Annotated in this window: 22 protein-coding genes, 1 tRNA gene and 1 pseudogene; 17 read left to right on the forward strand and 7 right to left on the reverse strand. The window is 69.1% G+C overall.

The features are described from left to right. Positions 1 to 102: 102 nt before the first annotated feature. On the reverse strand, positions 103 to 393 hold the full coding sequence (locus H295_RS0133230) for an SCO0607 family lipoprotein (RefSeq protein WP_051135655.1): 291 nt from the start codon (positions 391 to 393) through the stop codon (positions 103 to 105). 209 nt (positions 394 to 602) lie between these two features. On the opposite strand from H295_RS0133230, the gene H295_RS0133235 reads away from it, so the two are divergent. Beyond that, positions 603 to 920 carry an immunity 53 family protein gene (locus H295_RS0133235; RefSeq protein ID WP_020139677.1) on the forward strand — a complete coding sequence of 106 codons (318 nt, stop codon included), beginning with the start codon at positions 603 to 605 and terminating at the stop codon, positions 918 to 920. Positions 921 to 1,050: 130 nt separating this feature from the next. On the opposite strand, the gene H295_RS0133240 is transcribed toward H295_RS0133235, so the two are convergent. From H295_RS0133240 to H295_RS43910, 4 genes are all read right to left on the reverse strand, one after another. Further along, positions 1,051 to 2,073 (reverse strand): LLM class flavin-dependent oxidoreductase, encoded by a 1,023-nt coding sequence (locus H295_RS0133240; RefSeq protein WP_020139678.1) that lies wholly within the window; start codon positions 2,071 to 2,073, stop codon positions 1,051 to 1,053. A gap of 14 nt (positions 2,074 to 2,087) precedes the next feature. Continuing rightward, a complete protein-coding gene (locus tag H295_RS0133245) occupies positions 2,088 to 4,844 on the reverse strand; it encodes a cation-translocating P-type ATPase (RefSeq protein WP_020139679.1) in 2,757 nt (918 codons plus the stop codon). Positions 4,845 to 4,932: 88 nt separating this feature from the next. Further along, the gene (locus H295_RS0133250) at positions 4,933 to 5,904 is read right to left on the reverse strand and encodes a polyphosphate kinase 2 family protein (protein WP_020139680.1); all 972 of its coding nucleotides are present in this window, start codon (positions 5,902 to 5,904) and stop codon (positions 4,933 to 4,935) included. Between the two features lie 6 nt (positions 5,905 to 5,910). After that, the gene (locus H295_RS43910; RefSeq protein WP_020139681.1) at positions 5,911 to 6,273 is read right to left on the reverse strand and encodes a three-helix bundle dimerization domain-containing protein; all 363 of its coding nucleotides are present in this window, start codon (positions 6,271 to 6,273) and stop codon (positions 5,911 to 5,913) included. 138 nt (positions 6,274 to 6,411) lie between these two features. Between H295_RS43910 and H295_RS0133265 the strand changes: the two genes are divergently transcribed. Then, a complete protein-coding gene (locus H295_RS0133265) occupies positions 6,412 to 7,650 on the forward strand; it encodes a hypothetical protein (protein ID WP_234021730.1) in 1,239 nt (412 codons plus the stop codon). Positions 7,651 to 7,741: 91 nt separating this feature from the next. Here the strand turns inward: H295_RS0133265 and H295_RS48780 are convergent, their stop codons facing one another. Continuing rightward, complete coding sequence (locus H295_RS48780; RefSeq protein WP_078616820.1) at positions 7,742 to 8,539, reverse strand: DUF427 domain-containing protein; 798 nt, start codon at positions 8,537 to 8,539, stop codon at positions 7,742 to 7,744. A 167-nt stretch (positions 8,540 to 8,706) separates the two neighbouring features. Here H295_RS48780 and H295_RS47305 point away from each other — a divergent pair. From H295_RS47305 to H295_RS43915, 9 genes and pseudogenes are all read left to right on the forward strand, one after another. Then, positions 8,707 to 8,790 (forward strand) — tRNA-Ile (locus H295_RS47305). 971 nt (positions 8,791 to 9,761) lie between these two features. Continuing rightward, positions 9,762 to 10,100 (forward strand): annotated as a pseudogene (locus H295_RS48785) (RHS repeat-associated core domain-containing protein); the annotation flags it as partial. A gap of 312 nt (positions 10,101 to 10,412) precedes the next feature. After that, positions 10,413 to 10,847, forward strand: coding sequence for a hypothetical protein (locus tag H295_RS46005; protein WP_158691090.1), 435 nt, complete (start codon positions 10,413 to 10,415; stop codon positions 10,845 to 10,847). Positions 10,848 to 10,856: 9 nt separating this feature from the next. Continuing rightward, positions 10,857 to 11,402: a hypothetical protein gene (locus H295_RS0133280; RefSeq protein WP_234021731.1), complete on the forward strand. Its 546-nt coding sequence runs from the start codon at positions 10,857 to 10,859 to the stop codon at positions 11,400 to 11,402. A 129-nt stretch (positions 11,403 to 11,531) separates the two neighbouring features. After that, on the forward strand, positions 11,532 to 11,948 hold the full coding sequence (locus H295_RS47635; RefSeq protein ID WP_199788649.1) for a hypothetical protein: 417 nt from the start codon (positions 11,532 to 11,534) through the stop codon (positions 11,946 to 11,948). Between the two features lie 664 nt (positions 11,949 to 12,612). Beyond that, positions 12,613 to 14,049 (forward strand): carboxylesterase family protein, encoded by a 1,437-nt coding sequence (locus H295_RS0133290; protein ID WP_028809979.1) that lies wholly within the window; start codon positions 12,613 to 12,615, stop codon positions 14,047 to 14,049. 55 nt (positions 14,050 to 14,104) lie between these two features. Continuing rightward, on the forward strand, positions 14,105 to 15,127 hold the full coding sequence (locus H295_RS0133295) for an alcohol dehydrogenase catalytic domain-containing protein (protein ID WP_020139688.1): 1,023 nt from the start codon (positions 14,105 to 14,107) through the stop codon (positions 15,125 to 15,127). 107 nt (positions 15,128 to 15,234) lie between these two features. After that, positions 15,235 to 15,387, forward strand: coding sequence for a hypothetical protein (locus H295_RS48150; RefSeq protein WP_020139689.1), 153 nt, complete (start codon positions 15,235 to 15,237; stop codon positions 15,385 to 15,387). Then, on the forward strand, positions 15,381 to 16,133 hold the full coding sequence (locus H295_RS43915; protein WP_020139690.1) for an alpha/beta hydrolase fold domain-containing protein: 753 nt from the start codon (positions 15,381 to 15,383) through the stop codon (positions 16,131 to 16,133). The genes H295_RS48150 and H295_RS43915 overlap by 7 nt, the downstream gene beginning before the upstream one ends. A 76-nt stretch (positions 16,134 to 16,209) precedes the next feature. Here the strand turns inward: H295_RS43915 and H295_RS0133305 are convergent, their stop codons facing one another. Further along, complete coding sequence (locus H295_RS0133305; RefSeq protein ID WP_020139691.1) at positions 16,210 to 17,040, reverse strand: helix-turn-helix domain-containing protein; 831 nt, start codon at positions 17,038 to 17,040, stop codon at positions 16,210 to 16,212. A gap of 236 nt (positions 17,041 to 17,276) precedes the next feature. On the opposite strand from H295_RS0133305, the gene H295_RS0133310 reads away from it, so the two are divergent. The 6 genes from H295_RS0133310 (at position 17,277) to H295_RS0133335 (ending at position 22,320) form a co-directional block, all read left to right on the forward strand. Further along, the gene (locus tag H295_RS0133310) at positions 17,277 to 17,672 is read left to right on the forward strand and encodes an MmcQ/YjbR family DNA-binding protein (protein ID WP_020139692.1); all 396 of its coding nucleotides are present in this window, start codon (positions 17,277 to 17,279) and stop codon (positions 17,670 to 17,672) included. After that, positions 17,669 to 18,037, forward strand: coding sequence for an MmcQ/YjbR family DNA-binding protein (locus H295_RS0133315; protein WP_020139693.1), 369 nt, complete (start codon positions 17,669 to 17,671; stop codon positions 18,035 to 18,037). The genes H295_RS0133310 and H295_RS0133315 overlap by 4 nt, the downstream gene beginning before the upstream one ends. A 120-nt stretch (positions 18,038 to 18,157) precedes the next feature. Further along, complete coding sequence (locus H295_RS0133320) at positions 18,158 to 19,471, forward strand: replication-associated recombination protein A (protein ID WP_020139694.1); 1,314 nt, start codon at positions 18,158 to 18,160, stop codon at positions 19,469 to 19,471. A gap of 573 nt (positions 19,472 to 20,044) precedes the next feature. After that, positions 20,045 to 20,449 carry a hypothetical protein gene (locus H295_RS0133325; protein WP_234021732.1) on the forward strand — a complete coding sequence of 135 codons (405 nt, stop codon included), beginning with the start codon at positions 20,045 to 20,047 and terminating at the stop codon, positions 20,447 to 20,449. A 41-nt stretch (positions 20,450 to 20,490) separates the two neighbouring features. Continuing rightward, complete coding sequence (locus H295_RS0133330; RefSeq protein ID WP_234021733.1) at positions 20,491 to 21,336, forward strand: hypothetical protein; 846 nt, start codon at positions 20,491 to 20,493, stop codon at positions 21,334 to 21,336. A 126-nt stretch (positions 21,337 to 21,462) separates the two neighbouring features. Next, positions 21,463 to 22,320 carry a hypothetical protein gene (locus H295_RS0133335; protein WP_020139697.1) on the forward strand — a complete coding sequence of 286 codons (858 nt, stop codon included), beginning with the start codon at positions 21,463 to 21,465 and terminating at the stop codon, positions 22,318 to 22,320. Positions 22,321 to 22,327: the final 7 nt, after the last annotated feature.

A 22,327-nucleotide genomic window follows, 5' to 3' on the forward strand; every position in this document is an offset into this window, starting at 1 on the left:
GGCCGGAAGTCGTCCATGCTGTCGCCGAGCGCCGGGCAGCCTTCGGCGGGGGCCCGGCACTCTCCACGGCCGGAGCTGCCGGCGGCCTGTCGCGAGCCAGGGTCAGCGCGGAGGCGAGACCTCGATGATCTTGCCCTTCTCGTCGAGCGTGTGGGTCTCCCAGTACACGTCCCACTTGTCGCCCACCTCCTGCGGCACCTTGCCTTCGGGGTATCTCGCGTACCCGGCGCCGGGCTTCTCCCCGTCCGGCACGCACGCGGAGCCGGTCCCGCCCACGGAGAGCACGGGGTACTCACCACCGCCGCAGATGTTCTCCTTGTACTCCCAGCCCGCGCACCCCGTGAGCGAGAGCAATACTGCTGCGCCTGCCAACGCGGCGCCGATACGTGCCATTCGAGGCCGCAGGGCGGAGTTGGTCAGGCTTTCGCTGCGAGGCGTGGTCACGGTGTTCTCCCTCTCGTTCTTCGGTGTGCCTCCACTCTCGTCGCCGGACCGCCGCCGCCTCCTGAGTACCCGTACTCAAAGCCAACCGCGCGGATGCTCAACGTTCCTGGGTGCCGGGTCAAAGTCGGTTCGGACGCGGTTCGTTACCATCTGCAGCCATGTCCGAGTCCGAGCATGTCCTTGACTGGTTGCAGAGCTGGTACGCCGCACAGTGCGACGGCGACTGGGAACACGAGTGGGGCGTCTCGATCGGGACTCTGGACAACCCCGGGTGGATCGTGAGGATCGATCTCGAGGAGACGGCCCTGACGGACCGGGAGTATCCCCGGCAGCGAGTCACTCGGGGTGAGCACGACTGGGTGACGGCCTGGACGTCCGAGAGGACGTTTCACCTGGCGTGTGGCCCAGGCAACCTGACCGAGGGGCTCTCGATATTCCGTACCTGGGCGTCCGAAGACGTCGAGGGAGCGCCCTGAACGGAGCTCGCGCCGCGAGCCCGGGTCTGCCGCGTCGGCGCAGGCAGGCGCGGTCGGCTGACCGTCTCAATGGTTCAGACGTCCGGCCGCACCCCGCTCAGCTCACCCCGTGCACACCCCCCCGCCGCGCTCACCGCCACCCCAGAGCCGGAGCCACATGCGTCAGGATGCTCTCGATCACATGGGCGTTGTAGGCGACCCCGAGCTGGTTCGGCACCGTCAGCAGGAGCGTGTCGGCCGCGGCGACCGCTTCGTCCCGGGCGAGCTGTTTGACCAGGACGTCCGGTTCCGCGGCGTAGGAACGGCCGAAGATCGCGCGGGTGTTGGCGTCGATGTAGCCGATCTGGTCCTTGGAGTCGGCCTCGCGGCCGAAGTAGGCGCGGTCACGGTCGTCGACCAGTGCGAAGATGCTGCGGCTCACCGACACCCGCGGCTCACGGGTGTGCCCCGCCTTGCGCCAGGCCTCACGGTAGGCCTCGATCTGCTTGCGCTGCTGGACGTGCAGCGGTTCGCCGCTCTCGTCGTCCTTGAGGGTCGAGCTCTGCAGGTTCATCCCGAGGGTGGCCGCCCACACCGCGGTGGCGTTCGAGCTGGATCCCCACCAGATACGGTCCCGGAGGCCTTCGGAGTGCGGCTCGACGCGCAGCAGCCCCGGAGGGTTGGAGAACATCGGGTTGGGGTTGGGCTCCGCGAATCCCTCGCCCGTGAGCACCTCGAGCAGCCGTTCGGTGTGGGCCCGTGCCATGTCGGCGTCGGTGGCCCCGTCGGCCGGCAGGTGCCCGAAGTGGCGCCAGCCGTCGATGACCTGCTCCGGGGACCCCCTGCTGATGCCGAGCTGGAGTCGCCCACCGGAGATCAGGTCCGCCGCCCCGGCATCTTCGGCCATGTACAGCGGGTTCTCGTAGCGCATGTCGATCACGCCGGTGCCGATCTCGATCCGGCTGGTCCGAGCGCCGATCGTGGCCAGTAGCGGGAACGGCGAGGCGTGCTGCCGCGCGAAGTGATGCACGCGGAAGTACGCGCCGTCGGCGCCCAGCTCCTCCGCCGCGACCGCGAGGTCGATCGCCTGGAGCAGGGAGTCCGCTGCCGAGCGCGTCTGTGAGTGCGGCGACGGCGTCCAGTGTCCGAAAGACAGGAACCCGATCTTTTTCATATCGCTTTCAACAATCAAGGTCGGGGTTCATTCCCCGCCGGTGCGGGGGAGCGGAGTCGTGAGCGGCGGGCCAGTAGTTTGCCGGCTTCCCACGCCAGGAGCAGGGCGAGAGCCGCAAGGAGGGCCCAGCCGAACTGCCGTGCGTCGAGCTCGGTCGTACCCAGCAGGCGCCGGAAGCCGTCCATCTGCGTGACCAGCACCGACAGCACCAGCTGGGTCAGGGCCACCCAGTTCATCTGCTTGCTGTCGAAGGTGGCGGCAGTCAGCACGGACTCCGTCTCGCTGCGGCACTCGAAGGCCGCCACGACCAGACAGAGGGAGAACGCGGTGAAGGCGATCGACTGGCCGGTCGCGACGCTGTCGTAATGTGCCTGACCGAGCTTGATCAGCCCCAGCAGGGCGAGGGTGATCGCCAGTCCGGCGAGCCCGACCGTGACCAGGACGGGACGGGTGAGCACCGACTCCCCGCGCGGCCGCGGCCTGCGGCTCATGAGCCCGGGACCCTCCTGGTCGAAGCCGAGCGCGAAGCCGAAGGAGGCGTTCACCACGAAGTGGATCCACAGCACCTGCGGCGGTGTGAAGGGTTCCCCGGCCGCGATGTTGAGGACGGTCGCTCCGAGGAACGTCAGCACGAAGGTGACCAGCAGGAGCAGGACGAAGCGGATGTACTTGGTGAGGTTGTCGTAGATCGCCCGGCCCTGTTCGACGGCGTAGACGAGGGTGGAGAAGTTGTCGTCGGAGAGGATCATGCGTCCGGCGTTCTTCGCCACGTCGGTGCCACTGCCCATCGCGATGCCGATGTCGGCCGCCTTGATGGCGGGCGCGTCGTTGACGCCGTCCCCGGTCATCGCCACGACCTCGCCCTTCTTCTTGAGCGTGTTGGCGAGCAGCACCTTGTGTTCCGGAGCGACCCGTCCCACCACACCGATGCCGTCGATACGGGCCAGCTGCTCCTCCTCGGTGAACGCGGCGAAGTCGGCGCCCAGGACGGCCTCGCCGGGGATGCCGATATGGCGGGCGATCGCCGCGCCGGTGGTGACGTCGTCGCCGGTGACCAGGCGCACCCGGATGTGCGCCGCCTGCGCGTCGGCCACGGCGGCCGTGGACTCCGCGCGGGGCGGGTCGACCATCGCGACCAGACTGGTCAGCTGCAGCCCGGTGACGTACGCCAGCAGGTCGCCTTCGGGGTCGAAGTCGGCCGGGACCAGATCGCGGGTGGCCGCGGCCATCACCCGGTTGCCCTCGCCGCCCATCCGCTCCGTCGCCGCCCAGGCGCGATCCTGCAGCCCGGCGTCCCACGGCACGGCCCGGCCGGCCGCGAGCGCGCAGGCGGTCCGTGCCAGCACCGCGGGTGCCGCGCCTTTGACGAAACACCGGACGACCGGACGGCCCGCGGTGTCCACGGCCGAGTTGAAGGTCGCCATCAGCTTGTAGTCAGGGTCGAACGGCAGGACCGCCAGACGCGGGAACTCCTGCGCGGTGGCGTCGGTGTCCAGCCCCGCCTTGTGGGCCAGCACCAGCAACGCGCCCTCGGTGGGGTCGCCGACCACCTCGCCGCCGACCAGCCGGGCGTCGCTCGCCACGACGTACGGCAGGATCGCGTCCTCCATGTCCGTGGCGGCCCCCGCCGCGTGATGGATACGGCCCTCCAGCGCGTAGCCGGTGCCGGAGACCGTGTACCGGTCGGTGGGGGTGAGCACTTCGACGGCCGTCATCTGGTTCATCGTCAGGGTGCCGGTCTTGTCCGAGTTGATGGCCGAGGTGAACGCGAGGGTCTCGACCGACGGCAGCTCCTTCACGATGGCGTTCCGCCGCGCCAGGTTGAGGCTCCCGACGGAGAGGATCGCCTGGGTGACGGTCGGCAGGGCCTCCGGGATGGCGGCGATGGCCAGGGATACGGCGCTGACGAAGAGGACGTCCCAGGCCTGGTCCCGGCTGCGCCCCAGGGCGAACATCACGATCATGGTGAGCCCTGCCGCCCCCGTGATCCACAGGGTGAGCCGGTCCAGCTCCCGGGTCAGCGGCGGTACCTCCTTCTCGGTCACCGAGAGCATGCCGGAGATCCTGCCCAGCTCGGTCTCCGCGCCGGTGCCGGTCACCACGACTAGGCCGCTGCCGTGGGTGACCGGAGTGTTCATGAACGCCATGTTGGTGCGGTCACCGGGCGGCGGCCGTCGCCCACCCGTCAGGGTGCCGGAGTCCTTCGCCGCCGGGACACTCTCCCCGGTGAGCGCCGACTCGTCGATCTGGAGCGCGCCGGCCTCGATGATGCGCCCGTCGGCCGGCACCTGGTCCCCGGCCGCGATCAGTACGACATCGCCGACGACGAGTTCTTCCGCGGGGACCACGGCCTCCGTGCCGTCCCTGCGCACCCGTGCCGTGGTCTTCATCATCGACTTCAGCGCGTTCATCGCGCTCTCCGCCTTGCCCTCCTGCCGTAGTCCCACGACCGCGTTCAACAAGGTCAGGACGATGAGGAGAATCCCGGTCGTCCATTCCTGAATGATCAGGGAGACGGCCGCCGCGGCCACCAGGACGATCTGCATATAGCTGCGGTACTGGCCGAGGAAGCGGATCCAGGCCGGCGCAGGGCTCTCCTCGGGCAAGGCGTTGGGGCCGTACTTCGCCCGCAGGTCGGCGGCCCGTGCCGCACTGAGCCCGACCTTCGGATCGACGTCGAAGGCCGCCAGGAGCTCCGCCGGGGAGCGTGCGTACCAATCGTCCTGTGCGGGCCGCGGCGGTGCGGTTCCGGACTGCGGCTGTACCGTCATCGACTGCCTCCGATCCTGGCCGGCCGTGCCTGTACTCGTCCCTGCCCGCACTCGTATGTGCCTGTACTGGTGAGTGCGGGCGCCGACCTCATCCCCGGCGGCGGCTCTTCGCCCGACGCGCCTCCGGGTGCCGGGCCGCGTACGGGTCCGCCGGCAGACCCTCCGGCGCCTCACGCTCCAAGTCCCTTTTGACGACGAGCAGTTCCTTACGGTCCGCCTCCGGCAACTGCGGGTACTGGGGGTCGATCTCCATCAGGGTGTGCGCGAGGATCGCCGCCGTGCTCAGACGCCCGAACCACTTCCGGTCCGCGGGGACCACGTACCACGGCGCCCACGGCGTGCTCGTGGCCGACAGCATCCTGGAGAACGCCTTCTGGTAGTCGTCCCAGTACCCGCGCTCCCGTACGTCCGCCGCGGAGAACTTCCAGTTCTTCTCCGGCAGATCGATCCGCTTCAGGAAACGGACGCGCTGCTCCTCCTTCGACAGGTTCAGGAAGATCTTCACCACCTTGAACCCGCTGTCCGTGAGATGGCGTTCCCAGTCGTTGATCTCCTGGTACCGCCGCCTCCATTTGCCCGGTCCGCGCGCGGCATCGGGCAGTCTCTGCCTGACGAGGAGCTCGGGATGCACCCGTACGACGAGCACCTCCTCGTAGTGGGAGCGGTTGAAGATGGCGATCTCCCCGCGCGCGGGCAGCCGCTGGGCGTAACGCCACAGGTAGTCGTGGTCCAGCTCCTCGCTGGAGGGCACCTTGAAGCTGCTGACGCGCACGCCCTGCGGATTGACGCCGCTCATCACATGACGGATCGTGCCGTCCTTGCCGCCGGCGTCGAGCGCCTGGAGACACAGCAGCACCCCGTAGGTGTTCTGGGCGGCCAGCCGCTGCTGGTACTCGGCCAGCAGCTCCACCCCGGACCGCAGCAGCCCGGCGGCGTCCCCCTTCTTCAGACCGGCCTTGTAGCCGGGATCGAAGTCACGGGGCAGCCGGACCTTCGACCCCGGTTCCACCCGCAGCGGCTCGATGAAGTCCGCGATCCGTGCGGCCCTCCTGTCCGGCATGTCCCGTCACTTCCTCTCCTCGCCCTCGTACCGGCCGTCCCCGGGGCCGGACGGCGTGTCGCGGCAGAGCGCGCCGAGCACCCCGCGCACCCGGCGCTCGACCAGGATGGGTACGTAGGCCCGGACCTTTGCCTCACGGAACGACTCGAAAGCGGACGCCACCAGTGCCTCCACGGTGGTCTCGGCCACGGCGGGCCAGGCGGCCGCGAGCCGGGCCACCAGGTCGCGGACGGCCGGGTCGTCGTCCTGAGGTGAGCCGGGCCGGGACGGTCGTAGCGGCACCTCCCGTTCCGGCAGGCCCTTCGGAGCGCGGTCCCGGGTCTCGGGGGAGGCCGCCACGACGCTGGAGATGCCTTCGTCGACCGTCATGGCCGTTGTGAAACGTCGCGCGATGCGTGCACCACGACCTCCACACCGCGCCCCTCGATGGCGGACGCTGTCGTCGGCGAGCGGTTACCGTCCGCCATTCTCGGATCCGCGAGGTGAGCCCCGCCTCCCCTGAAACGGGTGAAGTGCGAGCTGTTCTCGGAGAGCTCCAGCGCCTGGGCGCCCAGGTGGGTGAAGCGGTTGCCCGCGAAGGTGATCCGCTCGGCGGTACGGAACGCGACCGCGCCGGGCACCGTGAGCGTCCTCGCGTCCCCGCCCTGTCCGGGCCGCAGGTACATGCTCCACGCCGAGGGGAATCCGGCGGGTTCGCTGGGCGCCCGCCAGGTGGCGTACGACGAGCGGTTGAACGAGCAACTCGCCTCGCTGCTGTACTCCGTGGGGTCCTCGCAGATCGGTGTGGAGCTGATCGAGGAGGCATTGGCCTCGCTGGAGGAGAGCGAACTCTGCTGCAGGCGATCCGGCCCCACGTCACCTCAGTCGGCGGCAGGGATCGGCGATGTGCGCGCACACCGGGCCACGGTGCACTCCCTGTCCGGGCACCCGGCTGGCGCGCTCACCGACGCCGACCTGGCCGTGGAGGCTTACGTGGGAGCCGGGTTGCAGGCCGCGGAGCCACCCCTCTCGCTGGATTTCGCGCGCGTGCTGAGCATGGTCGCGGTGGTTCAGGCACAGCACGGTGACCCGGACCAGGCCCTCTCCTGTGCCGAACAGGCCCTGAGCCGCTACCAGGACGCGATCGACACCGTGGGCAGCGATCCCGGTGCGCACCTCGGCTACGCCACCGGCATGGCCGCCGAGGTCGCCTCCCGCATCGAAGCCGCACAGGGCAACTGGGACCACGCCCTGGCCGTGGACGGCTTCGCGCTGAGCGCCGCCGAGCAGGGCTGGGGCGACCTCGCGGGTGCGCTGGCCCGCACAGGCGTGCACCTGCGTGCCGCGGGGCGTCCGGACGAGGCGGCACCGTTGCTCGCCCGGGCCGCCCAGCTCGCCCCGGACGCCGTACCGGCCCAGGGGTGCATCCTGGCCGACGGTGTGCCGGTCATCCTCGGCGAGGCGATTCTGCAAGCGGGAGCGGCCCTGGGCGAGCCCGTCGAGGTCCTCCACCGAGCTGTCACCGCCGACGAGTCCGCTTCGGTGACGGGCCGGCTGCCGCACCTGGCCGCGGCCGCGCCGTACGCCCGGCGCCTGGACCACCTGGCAACGGGGCTGTGGCACGCGGAGGGCGCCCAGGACGTGGCCTGGCGCCTCGCACTGGAAAGCCGCCCGCTGGCAGCGCTGGCCGGGCACTTGGAGGAACTGGCGAGGGAAGGTCACCCTGTTGCCGCGGCTGCGGAGCTGAGGCGCTTGACGGCGGGATGAACTTTGATCGGATCGACCTGGGCAGCTGGGCGGCTGGGAGGTTGGGTGGGCGGCTGGGAGGTTGGGTGGCGCGACGGGGTGTTCGAAGCGCTCACCACAGGCGGGTGCCGGGCGGGCCTTTGAAGGGTCCTTGGATCTCGGAGGTGATCCAGCCACCGTAGAAGTCGCCTTCTTGTGGGGTGACGTCCTCTCCGCCGACGGTGCAGCGGTCCATGCGGCTGGGGTAGAAGGCGAGGAATCCGGTGAGGGCCCTGTAGTCGGGTTCGGGGTGGGGATAGCTCCAGGCGGCACCAGCGCGCAGGTCGTCTCCGACGATGACATCCCAGTAGCGGGCGGCACCCTTCCATTCGCACCAGGTCCGGCCCGCATCGGCGGGGAAGACGAACTCGCTGCGGACGTCCTGGGCGGGGATGTAGAAGACAGGGGGATGGCTGGTCTCCAGCACGCGGATCGCCCTACGGGTCTCCGCCACGACCTGCCCGGCGCACTCGACACGTACGAGGCGGTCGTCGTGGTGCAGGGCCGGTGGCCGCGGGTAGTCCCAGACGGACTCGACGGGACGTGGAGCGGACGGCGGCCGGTCGTCGTCCAGCACATCCAGGTACACCTCGTCCGCATAGCACCAGGCCCATGGTCGGCCTGCCGCCAGACTTCTGGCCACGGGATGCGTGGTGGTGTCGAAGTGCGCTGTGGCGTGAGTGCCGGGGGAGCTGTCACTGCATCCCACGTGCCCGCAGGTCAGGCACAGCAGCAGATCACCCGCCTCGCGCCCGCGCGCCGCACAGGGCAGGCACGTCTCGCTCAGCGGGGTGGGGTCGGCCGTCCAGGTGTGGGAGCAGTGCCGGCCGGACGGCCGTCCGCCGTCGTGCCGGGGCATCCATCGCGTCATCGCCGAGCCCCGGCCTGGCGGCCAGACGTCCGGCGCCTCTTCGGCCCACCTGCCCGCAGGGGGATGTCCGTGCGCGTCATGGGTGCTCCTCCGGCTCTGCGGCTTCGTGTGTCTTTGCAGGTGCTTCGGCGCTGGGGTGTGCGGGGGATGCAGACTGGGGGGTCTTGGTGGTGGATGCCTGCTGTGGTGCGAGAGAAACGGGCGACGGACTCATAATCCGTTGGCCGTGGGTTCGGGTTCCATCCGTCCCACTTGCGCAGGCTTCTGGCCTGCGGAAACGTTCAATTTGTCCTGGCGGATCGTCAACTTTGCCTGAACGGACTGAGTCCGCTGCGCGTGGGTTCGGCCTCGGTGCTGGCCCTGGCGGCTCGAAAGCCCTCTGGCCTGCACGAATGTGCCGGTTCGGCGCGGTTGAACCTTTCGTTGTGTGGCTCCTGCGGCTGGTTGGGCACTGGATTCTGGACGCTGGCTGGACGCGAGGAAAGCGGAAGGGGCTGCTCCGGTGACGCTCAATGGGTCGCCGTTGCACTACGGAGTCGCCCTCTGCACGGTTTCGGCGGGGGTGCCAAGGTTCCGGACGTCCCCCTCGGGGCTCGGGCCACGGCCAGCCGGGGGAGCTGCTCTTGTTTCGACGCCCGCTCCCTCCCCGCGGGAGGTGTGTCCGGGTGGATCATGACGGTCTGAGGTCCGTTTTGATCCGGATCACAAGCGCGATCCAGAGTTCCTCGCGAGTGGTCCGGCTCCGGGGCGAGGACGTTGTTCTGCAATAGGTTGAGAAGGGAACCCGCGGTCGCGTTGCCCTGGAGGCTCGGCATCAAAATCCATGGGCCGTACAGGCCAGGGACAACTCGACCGTTCCTGAGGAGGGTGTCCGGTGGTGAACCTGGTGTCAGCGGCAGCGGGTGGCTGGTGAGCGAGTGTCTGGCGACGGCCTGAGAAACGGACCGAAGAGGAAACGGCACGCGACGGCAACACCACCACCCGTCGCACCGGCACCGCCGACCAGACCCTCACCTGGAACAGCGACGACCAGCTGACCAAGATCACCGACGCCACCGCCGGCACCTCCACCAGCTACATCTACGACGCCGACGGCAACCTGCTCCTCCAGACCGACCCGACCACCACCACCCTCTACCTCGGCAGCGAACAGATCACCCTCGACAACTCCGCCGGCACCGCCACCGGAGTCCGCTACTACACCGCCCCCGGCGGCGCCACCATCGTCCGCACCGGAACCGGCACCGCCTACGGCTTCGAGCTCGCCGCCGACCAGCACGGCACCAACAGCCTCTACCTCGACAACACCGCCCAGACCCCCACCTGGCGCCAGTTCGACCCCTACGGCAACCCCCGCGGCACTACCGCGAGCTGGCCCGACAACCGCACCTTCCTCGACAAGACCACCGACGCCACCACCGGTCTCACGGATGTAGGAGCCCGCGAATACGACCCCATCCTGGGCCGTTTCACGAGCCTCGATCCCGTCTTCGAGGACGACAGTCCACAGGAACTCGGAGGCTACGCCTACGCCTCGGACAACCCCGTCACCTTCTCCGACCCAACCGGCCAGGAGATCGGCTCGCGTCCCAACTCCTGCCAGTACGACCTGGCGAACTGCTCGAAGAAGGTCCAGAAGGAAGTCGGCTACGACCCGAAGACCGGCCTCGCCGACTACCGCCGGGGCACGGTGGTTTCCAGGGGCACGGCGGCCTCCATCAGCAACCACTACAGCAACCCCGTTACAGACAGCGGCTACACCCCGCCCGCGCCCAAGCCCCAGCCGCACCGGTCCTGGTGGTCGAAGTCCTGGAGCTGGACCAAGCAGACCTTCGGCACGTGGGACGGGTGGAAGAACAGAGTGCTGCCTGCCGTGGGCTTCGGCGCCTGCCTGGTGGTCTCGGCAGGTCTGTGTGTCGGAGCCGGCGTTGCCATCGCGACGGTCGACTTGGTGGGGGACCGCGCGGAGACGGGCAAATGGGCCATGAAGTCCTATGGAAAGTCACTCGCCTGGACGGCGGCGGGTGGTCTGGTGGGGGGCAGTATCGCGAGACTGGGTGCCAAGTCGTGGGGAGAGGCGTTCACCGGTGACGTGTTCGGCACCGCAGAGGTGGAGGTTCCCCTGTACAGGACCAAGATGGGGCTCGGCACCGGGGTGGGCGGAGGACGGAAGGGCTGGGTGACCGCGCCCGGAGAAGTACCGCACAGAGGCAGCACGCTTTTGAACCTGGCTGTGAACGCACAGGTGGGCTGGGGAATCTGCGGAGAGGGCGCGGACAGCGCTCTCCACGGACACTTGGGCTGTTAGGACGAGTCGATGGAAGAACGAGCCCTGCGGCGGCGATCATGGCCGGTCTTTGCCGGGATCGCAATCGCCGCGCTCTGGGGTGTGTATCCCTGGACCGTCGACATGAACCTGGGGCAGGGAGACTACGCCGACCTGTGGCGTATCACCGCACTCTGGTGCGCTACGAGCGCCTTCTTTCTGCGGTTGGGAACCTGTGTCGTCGTACTGCGTGCGGAATCGCTCGTCGTCATCAACCCGATCGGATCCAAAGAAGTCAGGTACGACGCGATCCGTAAAGTGGTGGCGGGGCCGGCCTCCGGTCTCAAGATGGCGACCGCTCACGATGAGCGGCTTGCCCCCGTGGTGTTTGCAGGATCTCTTCTGGACTACCGATTCGCCACGTCGGAGTCGGCCGCGGACGAGATCAGGCGGCGGATGCCGCGCAAGCCGAGGCCCGCCGCGCAGGCGGAGCCAGTCAGGAGACAGCTCGTGCGGCCCTGCCGGTCGGCGGACCTGCTTCTGGCCGCCGCCGTCGTGAGCGGAATCGTCGGGGAAGTGCTCGGACTGGCCAAGTAGCCCGGCGAGGACCTGGCCTGGTGGGCACCCCTGTACCACCTCTCAGCATCTTCGCCGGCTATTGCCGGGCGCGGGTGTTAGGGCGAGTTGATGAAAGACAGGATTCTGCGACGGCGATCATGGCCGATCTTGAACGGGATTTTCGTCGCAGGGATCTGGGGAATCTATCCCTGGGGCGCGCGAATGAACGTGGACCAAGGGGATTATCGTGACCTGTGGCTTGTTACGGCGGTCTTCTGTGCGGTGACCGTCCTGTTTCTCCGGATGGCAACCTGCGCGGTCGTCCTGCGCTCTGAATCTCTCCTCGTGATCAATCCCATCGGATCCAAAGAAGTCAGATACGACGGAATTCGCAAAGTGGTGGCGGGGCCGGGGGCCGCTCTGAAGATCGTGACGGTCCGTGGCGAGTCCCTCGTTCCCGTGGTGTTTGGCGGGTCCTTGCTGGATTACGAAGAAGCACGGCCGGGGAGAATCCGCTTGCTCTGGGCGTGGCCGCGCTGGGACTGGCCGCTTTCTGCGCCGGGTTTCTGGCGTAATTGTCGATAGGATTCTTCGGCCGACCTCGGTTCTTCCTGACCAGGCCTTTCAGGGACGCGAAGCCCTATGTCCCTCCGGCCCATATGTCCGTTCTCCTCGTAAAAGGCGACATGACTGGGATTTCCGTACGCCGTGACGAGGTTGACCGCCTTGCGCAATTGCGCCGTTACAAGGTGTATGTGGACGGCGAACGCGTGGGGGACCTGCGGCCGGGCGAAACCTGTCAGAGGGATCGCTTCCAGGGCAGGTGCAGGCCCCCCGAGAACGAACCTCAGAAGATCAACGAAGCCTTCCCCCGTCATGTCACACCCCACCCATCGCCTTCTGGAGTCGGCTCGCGTTCCTGGGCGAGGCAAGGAAGATCACCGTCCAACGCAGCAGCAGGATCAGCGGGCTGCTCGGGCCCGCGATCTGCACCGGCTTACCGGGGCAAGTCGGCGTGTCGAGTCAGGGGACCCGCTGACGGCAGGGTCCCAGGTCGCCCTCGTCTGCTTGGCGACGGGCCAGGAGAAGAGGACGAGCAGACAGGTGTCGCCTGATGACCATCAGGTGACCGCTGCTCGCCCGACGATTTACCGGAGTCCAGGGAATGCTTGGGGAGCGCCACCGCGAGCGATCAGCCGCCGACACGCCGCGCGAAACACCCGAAACGCTCCGGAAGGAATCTCACGCCATGACTACGACCGCGCCCAAGGCTCCGACTGCACCAGGGGTGCGGTCCTGGTGGGGAATCCCGTACGCCACCGCCGAGCGGTATCGCCGCCCCGTGGTCGCGGACTTCGCTCCGGACCGACCCTATGACCGCAAGGGCGTCGTCTCTGTCCAGCCCGATAGCGGTGACTGGCTCGAAGCGGATAGCGGGATGGGCGAGGACTGCCTGAACCTGAACGTGTGGGCCCCCGAGCAGCCGGCCGACAAGGCGCTCCCGGTGACCGTGTACGTCCACGGCGGCGGATTCGAGTACGGCGCGAACACCCAGATCACCTCCAATGCCGCCGGTCTCGCCGCGTCGGGACGCGTGGTGAGCGTGTCGGTCAACTACCGGCTCGGCGCCCTGGGTGCGCTCTCGCTCTCGCAGTACGGTGGGCGGCTCGCCGAGGCCAGCAACCTCTTCCTCCAGGACATCATCGCCGCGCTCACCTGGATCCAGCGGAACATCGCCCACTTCGGCGGCGACCCCGACCAGGTCACGGTCTACGGCCACAGCGCCGGCGCCTACTCCACCTTCGGTCTGCTCGGCGCCCCCTCCGCCGACGGCCTGTACCGGCGACTGGCCGGGTTCTCCGGTGGGCCCGCTCGTAGCGTCCCGGCCTGGTGGGCCGAAGAGCTCGCGCACCTGTTCGTCACCGAACTCGGCGTGGCGGACGACCCGGAGAAGCTGCTCGACCTCGACCCGCTCTCCCTGCGGGACGCCCTGCGCCAGGTCCTCCCGACGGACCTCGGAGTCCGCGGCGGGGTGGACAACAAGGCCACCGGCGTCGTCCTGGATATCGGGCAGCCCGGCGCGGTGGTGCACGCCCATCCCATGAACGTCCTGGCCTCGGGCGTGCACCGCGATGTCGACGTGCTGCTGAGCATGGCGAGCGACGACATGGGGTGGTGGGTGGCGAACGACCTCGACCGGTTCGACCCGCACACCATCGACCGCATTGTCGACGAGGTCGCGGGGTGGCGTATTTCCCGCTCCCGCGCGCAGAAGATCGTCAACTCCTACGACCAGGGCGGCCGTACCCCGGCCGAGGTTCGCGCCGCGGTCATGGCGGACTACCTCTTCGCGCTCCCGGCCGCCCGCGGCGCCCTGGCGCACGCCGCCGCGGGCGGCAACGCCCATCTTCTGATGATCGGGCCCGCCGAGGGCGCACCCGCCGTGCACGGCACCGAGATGTACGCCCTGGTCGGCCAGGAACAGCCGGGTCGCAGCGCCGAACAGGCCGAGCGTGACACGCGGATCCGCGACATCGTGCTCGACTTCGCCACCGGCGAGCACTCCCGTCTGTGGCCCGCGGTCACGGACAAGCCCACCGCGGAAACCGTCGGCAACTCTCCTTTCGAGGGCACCGCCCACTACCAGCAGGTCCTCGACCTGTGGGAAGGCATCGACCGCCCCTGACGGCCGGAGGGCGATACGGACGACGCAGGGGACAACAGGGAGCGAGGTACTCGACATGAGTCAACCGACAGCAGCCGGCGACGCCGTACCGCCGACGATGAGGGCCGTCGTCGTCACCCGGCCCGGCGGCCTCGACGCCCTGGAGATCCAGGATGTGCCGGTGCCCGTCCGCAAGCCCGGCTGGGTGCGGATCAAGGTCAAGGCGTTCGGCGTCAACGAATCCGAGGTCTCCACCCGCAAGGGCGAGTCCGATGCGGAGGTCACCTACCCGCGTGTGCCCGGCATCGAGGGCGTCGGCGTGGTCGATGACGCTGACGAGGACAGCGAGCTGCGGCCGGGGCAGCAGGTGGCGACGATGATGGGCGGCATGGGCCGCGCCTACGACGGTGCCTACGCCCAGTACGTGACCGTCCCCGTGGCACAGGTCATCCCGTTCGAGACCAGCCTGCCGTGGGAGGTCGTCGGCGCGCTGCCGGAGATGTTCCAGACCGCCTACGGGTCCCTGACCCGCGGCCTGGACCTCAGGGCCGGCCAGACACTGCTGATCCGCGGCGGCACGTCCACGGTCGGGCTGAGCGCGGCCACGATCGCGAAGGACCTGGGAGCGACCGTGGTGTCCACCACCCGCAGCGAGTCGCGGTCGGGGGAACTGCGGGCCGCGGGCGTCGACCACCCCCTCGTCGACAACGGCACCCTCGCCGACCAGGTGCGCGCGCTGATCCCGGACGGCGTCGACGCCGCCCTGGAGCTGGTCGGCTGCTCGGCCCTCCCCGACACCCTCAACGCCGTCCGCCGCCACGGCACGGTCTGCTTCACCGGAGCCCTGGCCGGCCAGTGGACGATCCCCGACTTCAGCCCGTTCATGATTCCGGGCGGGGTGCGGCTGACGTCCTACGGCGGTGAGGCCGCCGACCTCCCGGCCGACGTCCTCGCCCACCAGCTCCAGGCCGTCGCCGAAGGACGCCTCCACGTCCCGGTCGCGAAGACCTACCACGGCCTGGAACAGGTCCGCGACGCCCAGGCCGACCTCGAATCCGGAGCCACGCCGGGCAAGCACGTCGTCGTCCTCGACGACTGAAACCTGATCGCGGGACGCGACAAGGTCATGCACACATCGTGCGTGGTGGGTGCCCCAGCTCGGCGGTGAGCGTCGCCGCTCCGCGTTGGTTCCGAAGGAGAGAAGCGATGACGGACCAGACAACAGCAGACTTTTTCGGCGCCACGACCATCCGGCCCCCGTTGGACCCGGAACTCGCGCCCGTCGAGGAGGCACGGGGGGCCGTCTTTCCGGCCCTGACGGACGAGACCCTGCAGGAGATCCGGACATTCATGTGCTGATCCTCAGCCCCGTCGAGGACCGAGGTCCCAAGGGAGGCATCCTCAGCCTCCACGGTGGCGGGATGATCATGGGGGGTCGCCGGGACCACGTGAGTCATCTCCTTCCCCATGTGATCGAGGGGACTGCGGTCGTCGCGTCGGTCGAGTGCCGGCTGGCGCCGGATCACCCCGATCCCGCGCCGGTCGAGGACTGCTACGCGGGGCTGGTGTGGATGGCGAAGAACGCGGCGGAGCTCGGGATCGACCCCGAGCGGCTCATGATCACCGGAGTCAGTGGCGGCGGCGGTCTCGCGGCGGGCACCGCGTTGCTCGCCCGCGACCGTGCCTTTCCCTCGCTCAGCCACCAGATTCTGATCTGCCCCATGCTCGACAACCGCTTCGAGACGCACAGCAGTCGCATGGTCGACCGCGAAGGCATATGGGACCGCCACAGCAACCTGTACGCGTGGACCTCCGTACTGGGCGAGCGGCGCGGCGGCCCGGACGTGTCGCAGTACGCCGCGCCGGCCCGCGCCGAGGACCTCAGCCGACTGCCGCCCACCTACGTCGACACCGGCTCGGCGGAGGGGTTCCGTGACGAGATCCTGATCTACGCCGGCCGCCTGTCCGAGGCGGGAGTGAGCGTCGATCTGCATATGTGGGGCGGGGGCTTCCACGGGTTCGACATGACGGTGGATCATGCGGCTGTGTCGCGCGCTTCCAGCGCGACCCGTGAGGAGTTCATCCGGCGAGCTCTCGACAGGTGAGTGGTGCGACAACGCGCAGACCGCGAAGACAGCCATTGCCTCGTGACGGGCAAGCCCGGCGTTCGCCGCGTTTCCGTCAGGCGTCGGTCCTCGCTTCGTGGGCCGCGTAGGCAGCCGGGGTGAGGCCGGTGCGGTCGCGGAAGAAGCGGCCGAAGTTCGCGGGGTCGGTGAAGCCGAGGTGGACGGCCACGGTCCGGGCGTCCCACCGGGCAGCTCCGAGTAGGCGCCGGGCTTCGAGGAGGCGCCGCTCGTCGATCAGTTCGCGTACTGGCTTGCCGGTGGCGTCCCGGGCGGTACGGCTGAGGGTGCGGACCGAGCAGCCGAGCAACTCGGCGTAGTCCGCGGCGTGGTGCAGTTCGCGGAAGTGCAGCTCCAAGGCGTCCAGGAAGCGTCCGTACCGCTCGGCACGGCCCGCGCCGGTCGTGGCCGTGCCGATGGGGGCGATGCCCGGGGAGTTGGCCAGGCGCAGCAGCAGCGATTCGAGCAGGCTGCGGCGCAGGGCGTGGTGGGTGTCGAGGGGGCGGCGCCCCAGTGCGCGGTGTTCGTCCAGGAGTTGGAGTGCCGTCTGCTGGAGCCAGGCGGTGTCGTCGGGGTGCGGGCTGAGCACGGCGGGGGCCTCGTGCGCGGTGAGCGGGCCCAAGAGGCGGGCGATGTCGGGACGCAGCACGTCCGGTTCGAACAGGATGAACGGGCCGCGGGCCCCGCCGGGCGGATGCCAGCACTGTGCGTGCCCGGGACGCACCCACAGCCACTGGCCGGGGGCGACCGTCCGCGTGACGTGGTCGACGTCGTGCCGCAGTTCGCCTTCGGTGACGGCGATGAGGTAGTGGAAGGTGGCGCGGCCCGGCCGGGGTGGGTTCCACGGCCAGTCGTCGTGGTGGGTGAAGAAGTCCTCGACGGTACTCACCTCTAGGCCGTATGGGGTACCGACCGGGGGCTGGAAACCGTACAGCGGTACCGCAGCCGGACCGGCCGCGCTTCCGCTCGGGTCAGGGTGTCGCCTGTCGACCATCACGTGTCCGCAGCCTACTGCCTTTCTGGCTGGCTGCGGCGGAAGGATGGGACGTGCCGCCACGCCTGCGCGGCGCGCCCTCCACGTCTTTCGATGCCACAGTCCGTCACCACTTGAGGAAGGGAGCGTCCATGAACGGACCGGCCCTGCACAAGACCGCCGCCGACTGCGCGGAGGAACTCCCCGGAGCTCAGCTGGAACACCCTTTCGGTCCTGATTGGGAGGTCTTCAAGGTGCGCGGCAAGGTGTTCATGCTGATGACCGAGGTTCCGGGGCGGCCCGTGGTGATCCTCAAGGCGGATCCCGGTGAGGCTCAGGCCCTGCGGGAGCAATACAGCCAGATCACCCCCGGCTATCACATGAACAAGAGGCACTGGATCACGTTGGAGAGCGGAGAAGGCGTCGACGAGGAGCTCGTCAGGGAGCTCGTCACCGACTCCTACCGGCTCGTCGTCGCTCACTTGCCCAAGGCCGAGCGGCCTGTCGACCCGCACACCTACGGCACCGGCATGCGGGCGGCCCGGTGAGCGCGGCCGGCGACCAGCTCCAGGACACCGCCCGACAGGTGGCCCTGGCCCTCCCCGACGTCAGCCACGGCTACCCCTTCACCCCAGGACTCGACGTGTACAAGGTCGCGGGCAAGGTGTTCCTGATCGTCACCGACGACCCGGACGAACAGATCATCACGGTCAAGTGCGAACCCGAGCACGCGCGGACACTGGAGCGCGGCCACGCATCGATCACACCGGGCCGCTATCTCGACAAACGGCACTGGATCTCACTGGGGCCGGGACCCGGCATCACCGAGAGGCTGGTCACCGACGTGGTCGAGGACTCCTACCACCTGGCCGTCGAGCGGCTGCCGCGACGCGACCGCCCCGGTGCCCGATGAACGCCGCGACCTTCCTCACGAGCGGTTGAGCCGACGCTTGTCAGTGCCCCGTGCAAGGCTCGTCATGTCCGCACACGTACGCACCCGACCACACACGTCCGCCTGCCACCCGAGAGACCGATGGAACCGACCGAAGTGACCCTGCCGCTCTTCGACGAGGAGCCCTCCCGGCCCCTGGCCGACCGCCTGCGCCCCACCCAGCTGGAAGATGTCGTCGGGCAGGACCACCTCCTTGCCCCGGACGCCCCGCTCGGCCGCATGGTCGCCCAGCAGCGCCTCGGCTCCGCCATCCTGTGGGGCCCGCCCGGCGTCGGGAAGACCACCATCGCCCGGCTCCTCGCGGACGCCGGCAACCTGGCCTTCGAGCCAGTGTCGGCCACCTTCTCCGGCGTGGCCGATCTGCGCAAGGTGTTCTCCACCGCGCGAAGCCGACGCGGCATCGGCCAGGGGACCCTGCTGTTCGTCGACGAGATCCACCGCTTCAACCGCGCCCAGCAGGACAGCTTCCTGCCCTACGTCGAGGACGGCACCGTCACTCTGATCGGCGCCACCACGGAGAACCCGAGCTTCGAACTCAACGGCGCCCTCCTCTCCCGCACCCAAGTCCTCGTCCTCAAGCGCCTCGACGAAGCCGCACTGTCCACGCTCCTCGACCGCGCCGAACAGCTCACCGGCCACCATCTGCCCCTGGACGACGACGCCCGCCGCGCGCTGATCGCCATGGCCGACGGAGACGGCCGCTACCTCCTCAACATGGCCGAACAGCTCCAAGCCCTCCCGGACACCGCAACCCCCCTGGACACCGCCGGGCTCGCCCATCACATCCAGCAGCGGGCCCCGCTGTACGACAAGGCGCAGGAGGGCCACTACAACCTGATCTCCGCGCTGCACAAGTCGATGCGTGGCTCCGACCCGGACGCGGCCCTGTACTGGCTCGCCCGGATGCTCGACGGCGGCGAGGACCCGCTGTTCGTCGCCCGCCGCCTGGTCCGCTTCGCGAACGAGGACATCGGCATGGCCGACCCGCACGCCGTCCAGCAGGCCCTCGCCGCCTGGGACGTGTACGAGCGACTCGGCTCCCCCGAGGGCGAGTTGGCGATCGCCCAGGCCGTCGTCTACCTCGCCACCGCCCCCAAGTCCATCGCCGTCCACCGCGGCTTCAACGCCGCACACCGATCAGCCCGGCACACCGGCTCACTCATGCCACCCGCCCACATCCTCAATGCCCCGACCCGGCTGATGAAAGACCTTGGCTACGGCAGGGACTACCGGTACGACCCGGACACAGCCGACGGCTTCTCCGGTGACGACTACTTCCCTGACGACATGGACCGCGAGACGTACTACCAGCCCACCCGCAACGGCTACGAAGCCCAGATCACCGAGCGCCTGCGCCACTGGGCCGCGCTGCGCGCCCGCCGGCAACGCGGCTGACCGGCCGCCGCGCCCGCGACGTCTCCGCGAGGGCCCTCGCGTCGGACTGCGGCACTGCCCGGCCAAATGTCGGGGACGACTCCTGCCGTCGTGGCGTGTCGTCGAGCACGGGTGGACGCGGCAAGGACAGGGACAGTCGGATCGTCAACTGTGCCTGGGCGGGCTGAATCCGCTGCTCGTGGGTTTGAAGTCGGGCGGTGCTCAGAGGAGTGGCCAGTCTGCCCGAGCGTGAATCGGCGCCGCGCTGCATGTCGGGGCCGGGCGTGCGCTGTGGGCACGGCCCCGCGGACGCTGGACGTTTCGCCATCCTGCAGAAGTGATGGGAGTTCGGTGTGGCGGGCCAGAGCGGTCAGTAGGGTCTCGGCCTCCAGGTGGCCGACGTGGTCCGAGGGGTGCGGTCGCATCCAGCCGTTCCGCAGCGTTGCCACCCTGATCGCCCCGCTGCTGCGCCGAAGCCGTCCCGGGCCCGTACCCCCTCGGGCGTGCTCCGGCAGGGCGGCGACAGCGCGTACGTACATGCAATACGTACTCCTACCGACGTGTCCCTGACACCCGTGCCGTTTTCTTGCCTTCATGACGACACCGAGCGTGAAAGCGCAGATGCCGAGAAGTGTCAGGCTGGCGTTGGTGGGGGTATGGGTCCAGGCCGTGCTGAACCTGGCGGCGGGATTCCTGCTGCTGGCCGTGGTGAACGATGCGGTGGACCACGGTCAGGACGAGGGGGCCGGACTGCTCCGGTTCGTGGCGGTGCTGTCGCTGCTGGTCGCGGGGGCGCTCCTGCTGTGCGGTGTTTTCGCGGGCCGGCGGTCCAACGGGATACGTGTCACCGTCATCGTCATCGAGGCGCTGAGCCTGCTGAGCGGTGCGCTGGGCCTGTTCCAGGGGGGCGGCGTCGGGGTCGTCCCGGGCATCGCCTTCGCCCTCGTCGTGCTGCGGGGCTTCAGTTCCGCGGAGGCCAGGAACTGGTTCGACCAGTGAGGTACGTATCGAAGCGCCTATCCGGGCCGAAACACTCCGTCGTGCCTGTCGCCTCGGTCCTCGCCGTCGCCGTCCTGTTCACCGGGGGCTGTTCGAGTGCCCAGGGGACATCTCTTTCCGGGGAACCGTCCGAGAGCGCGACGGAGGTGTCCGAGTCGCCGAGCCCTTCGCCGACCCCGTCTCCCCCTCCGCCGTATCCCACCGGGGCGTCAGGTTGCCACGACAACAGGGGATGGACGACCGAGGAGTCCAAGGACTGGGTTGAGCAAGTCGTCTACACGCCCCGGGAGGACTACGGGGACAAGGAACTGGCGGTCGTCAGCCTGCCGGGGTACAACGGACCGCTCTGCCGGAAGATCACCGTGCAGGTCGAGTTCTGGAAGCTGGTCTACGGAGTTGCGGACGGCGTCGACGGCGAACGCCTCTCGAACGGGTTGCGGCCCAGCTACTACTTCGACATCCGCCGGGTGAAACGCGTGGAACTCCACACAGACGCGGGTGCCGACCGGACGATCGCCCTGCCCGCGTCCCTCTACGCGGCGGACCGCAGCCCCTGTGAGGGCGCCCTTCTCTCGGTCACCGTGGGCAAGCCGCTGACGAGCAAGGAACTGCCCAAGGAGGTCGAGATCGGCGGCGAGCAGGATTTCTCGGGGCGTACCAAGGTGGACTTCCGGTCGCAGCGGGTCGCCGACTACGAACTGTCCGAGCCCTCGGCACCGCAGGTGTGCAGCCCGGACGGCAGGCCCACCGCCGACCCGGCCGATGTACCGGCACCGGGCTCCCAGCCGACGGACCTGTACCCGACGGAGCTGTACCCGACCGACCTCTACCCGGCGCCCGAAAGCAGCTTCGACCTCGGCGACGTCTTCGGCACTGCCGCACCCTGAGCCATCGCCTCAGCCAGTCCATGAGTCACCTCCTGAGCTACTCCCTGAACCACTGCCTGAGCCCCGTCTGTGGGGCCGGGCGCGTTCCGACTTCCTGACCTCTTCACTGCACCCTGGGGAAAACACATGCGTACGCACACCGCCGCCACCGTCCTTTCCGGCGCGCTCGTCCTCTCGGCGCTCGTTCTTCCGGGCGCCGCCCAGGGAGCCGAGCACTACGATGCGGCGACGGATCTCAGATCCCTCGCCTCCCACAACGCCCGGCCGGAGGACGCCATCGGCGACACCACCTTCAAGGACGGCGTCGTCAACAAGGGCAAGGACATCGTTCTCGGCGTGACGGGCAAGAAGGCCGTTCCCGTCACCTTCACCGCCTTCGACGAGGAGGGGCTGGCCCTCACCCAGGCGTTCCTGTGGCAGGGCACCGACAGTTCGAACACGGACACCATCACCGGCGCCCTAGGGACGGACGACGACCCGGTCTGCACGGAGACGACGGTCGAGGGCGGCTACAGCTACAGCTGCAAGACGGTCTTCACCATCGACCCCGCGGTCGACTTCAAGGACGGCAACGGCACCGCGGGGGTCTGGAAACTCTTCCTGGGCGCCTACGACCTCTACGTGAACATCAGCATCGACGACGACGTCGCCAGGGCCGCCATCAAGCGTGCCGCCACGCTGACCGCCAACGCCTCCCCGGAGCCGGTGAAGAAGGGCAGGACCATCACGGTCACCGGCAAGCTGAGTCGCGCCAACTGGACCACGGGCAAGTACGCGGGATACGCGACCCAGCCGGTGAAGTTGCAGTTCCGCAAGAAGGGCAGCAGCACCTACACCACCCTCAAGACGGTCAAGACCAGCAGCACCGGAACCCTGAGCACCACCACCAAGGCCGGCTCCGACGGCTACTACCGCTTCGTCTTCGCCGGCACCACCACGACCGGCGCCGCGACGGCGCCCGGCGACTTCGTCGACGTCAGGTAGTCGGCTT

The organism is Streptomyces sp. 351MFTsu5.1 (assembly GCF_000383655.1).
Classification (GTDB): domain Bacteria; phylum Actinomycetota; class Actinomycetes; order Streptomycetales; family Streptomycetaceae; genus Streptomyces; species Streptomyces griseorubiginosus.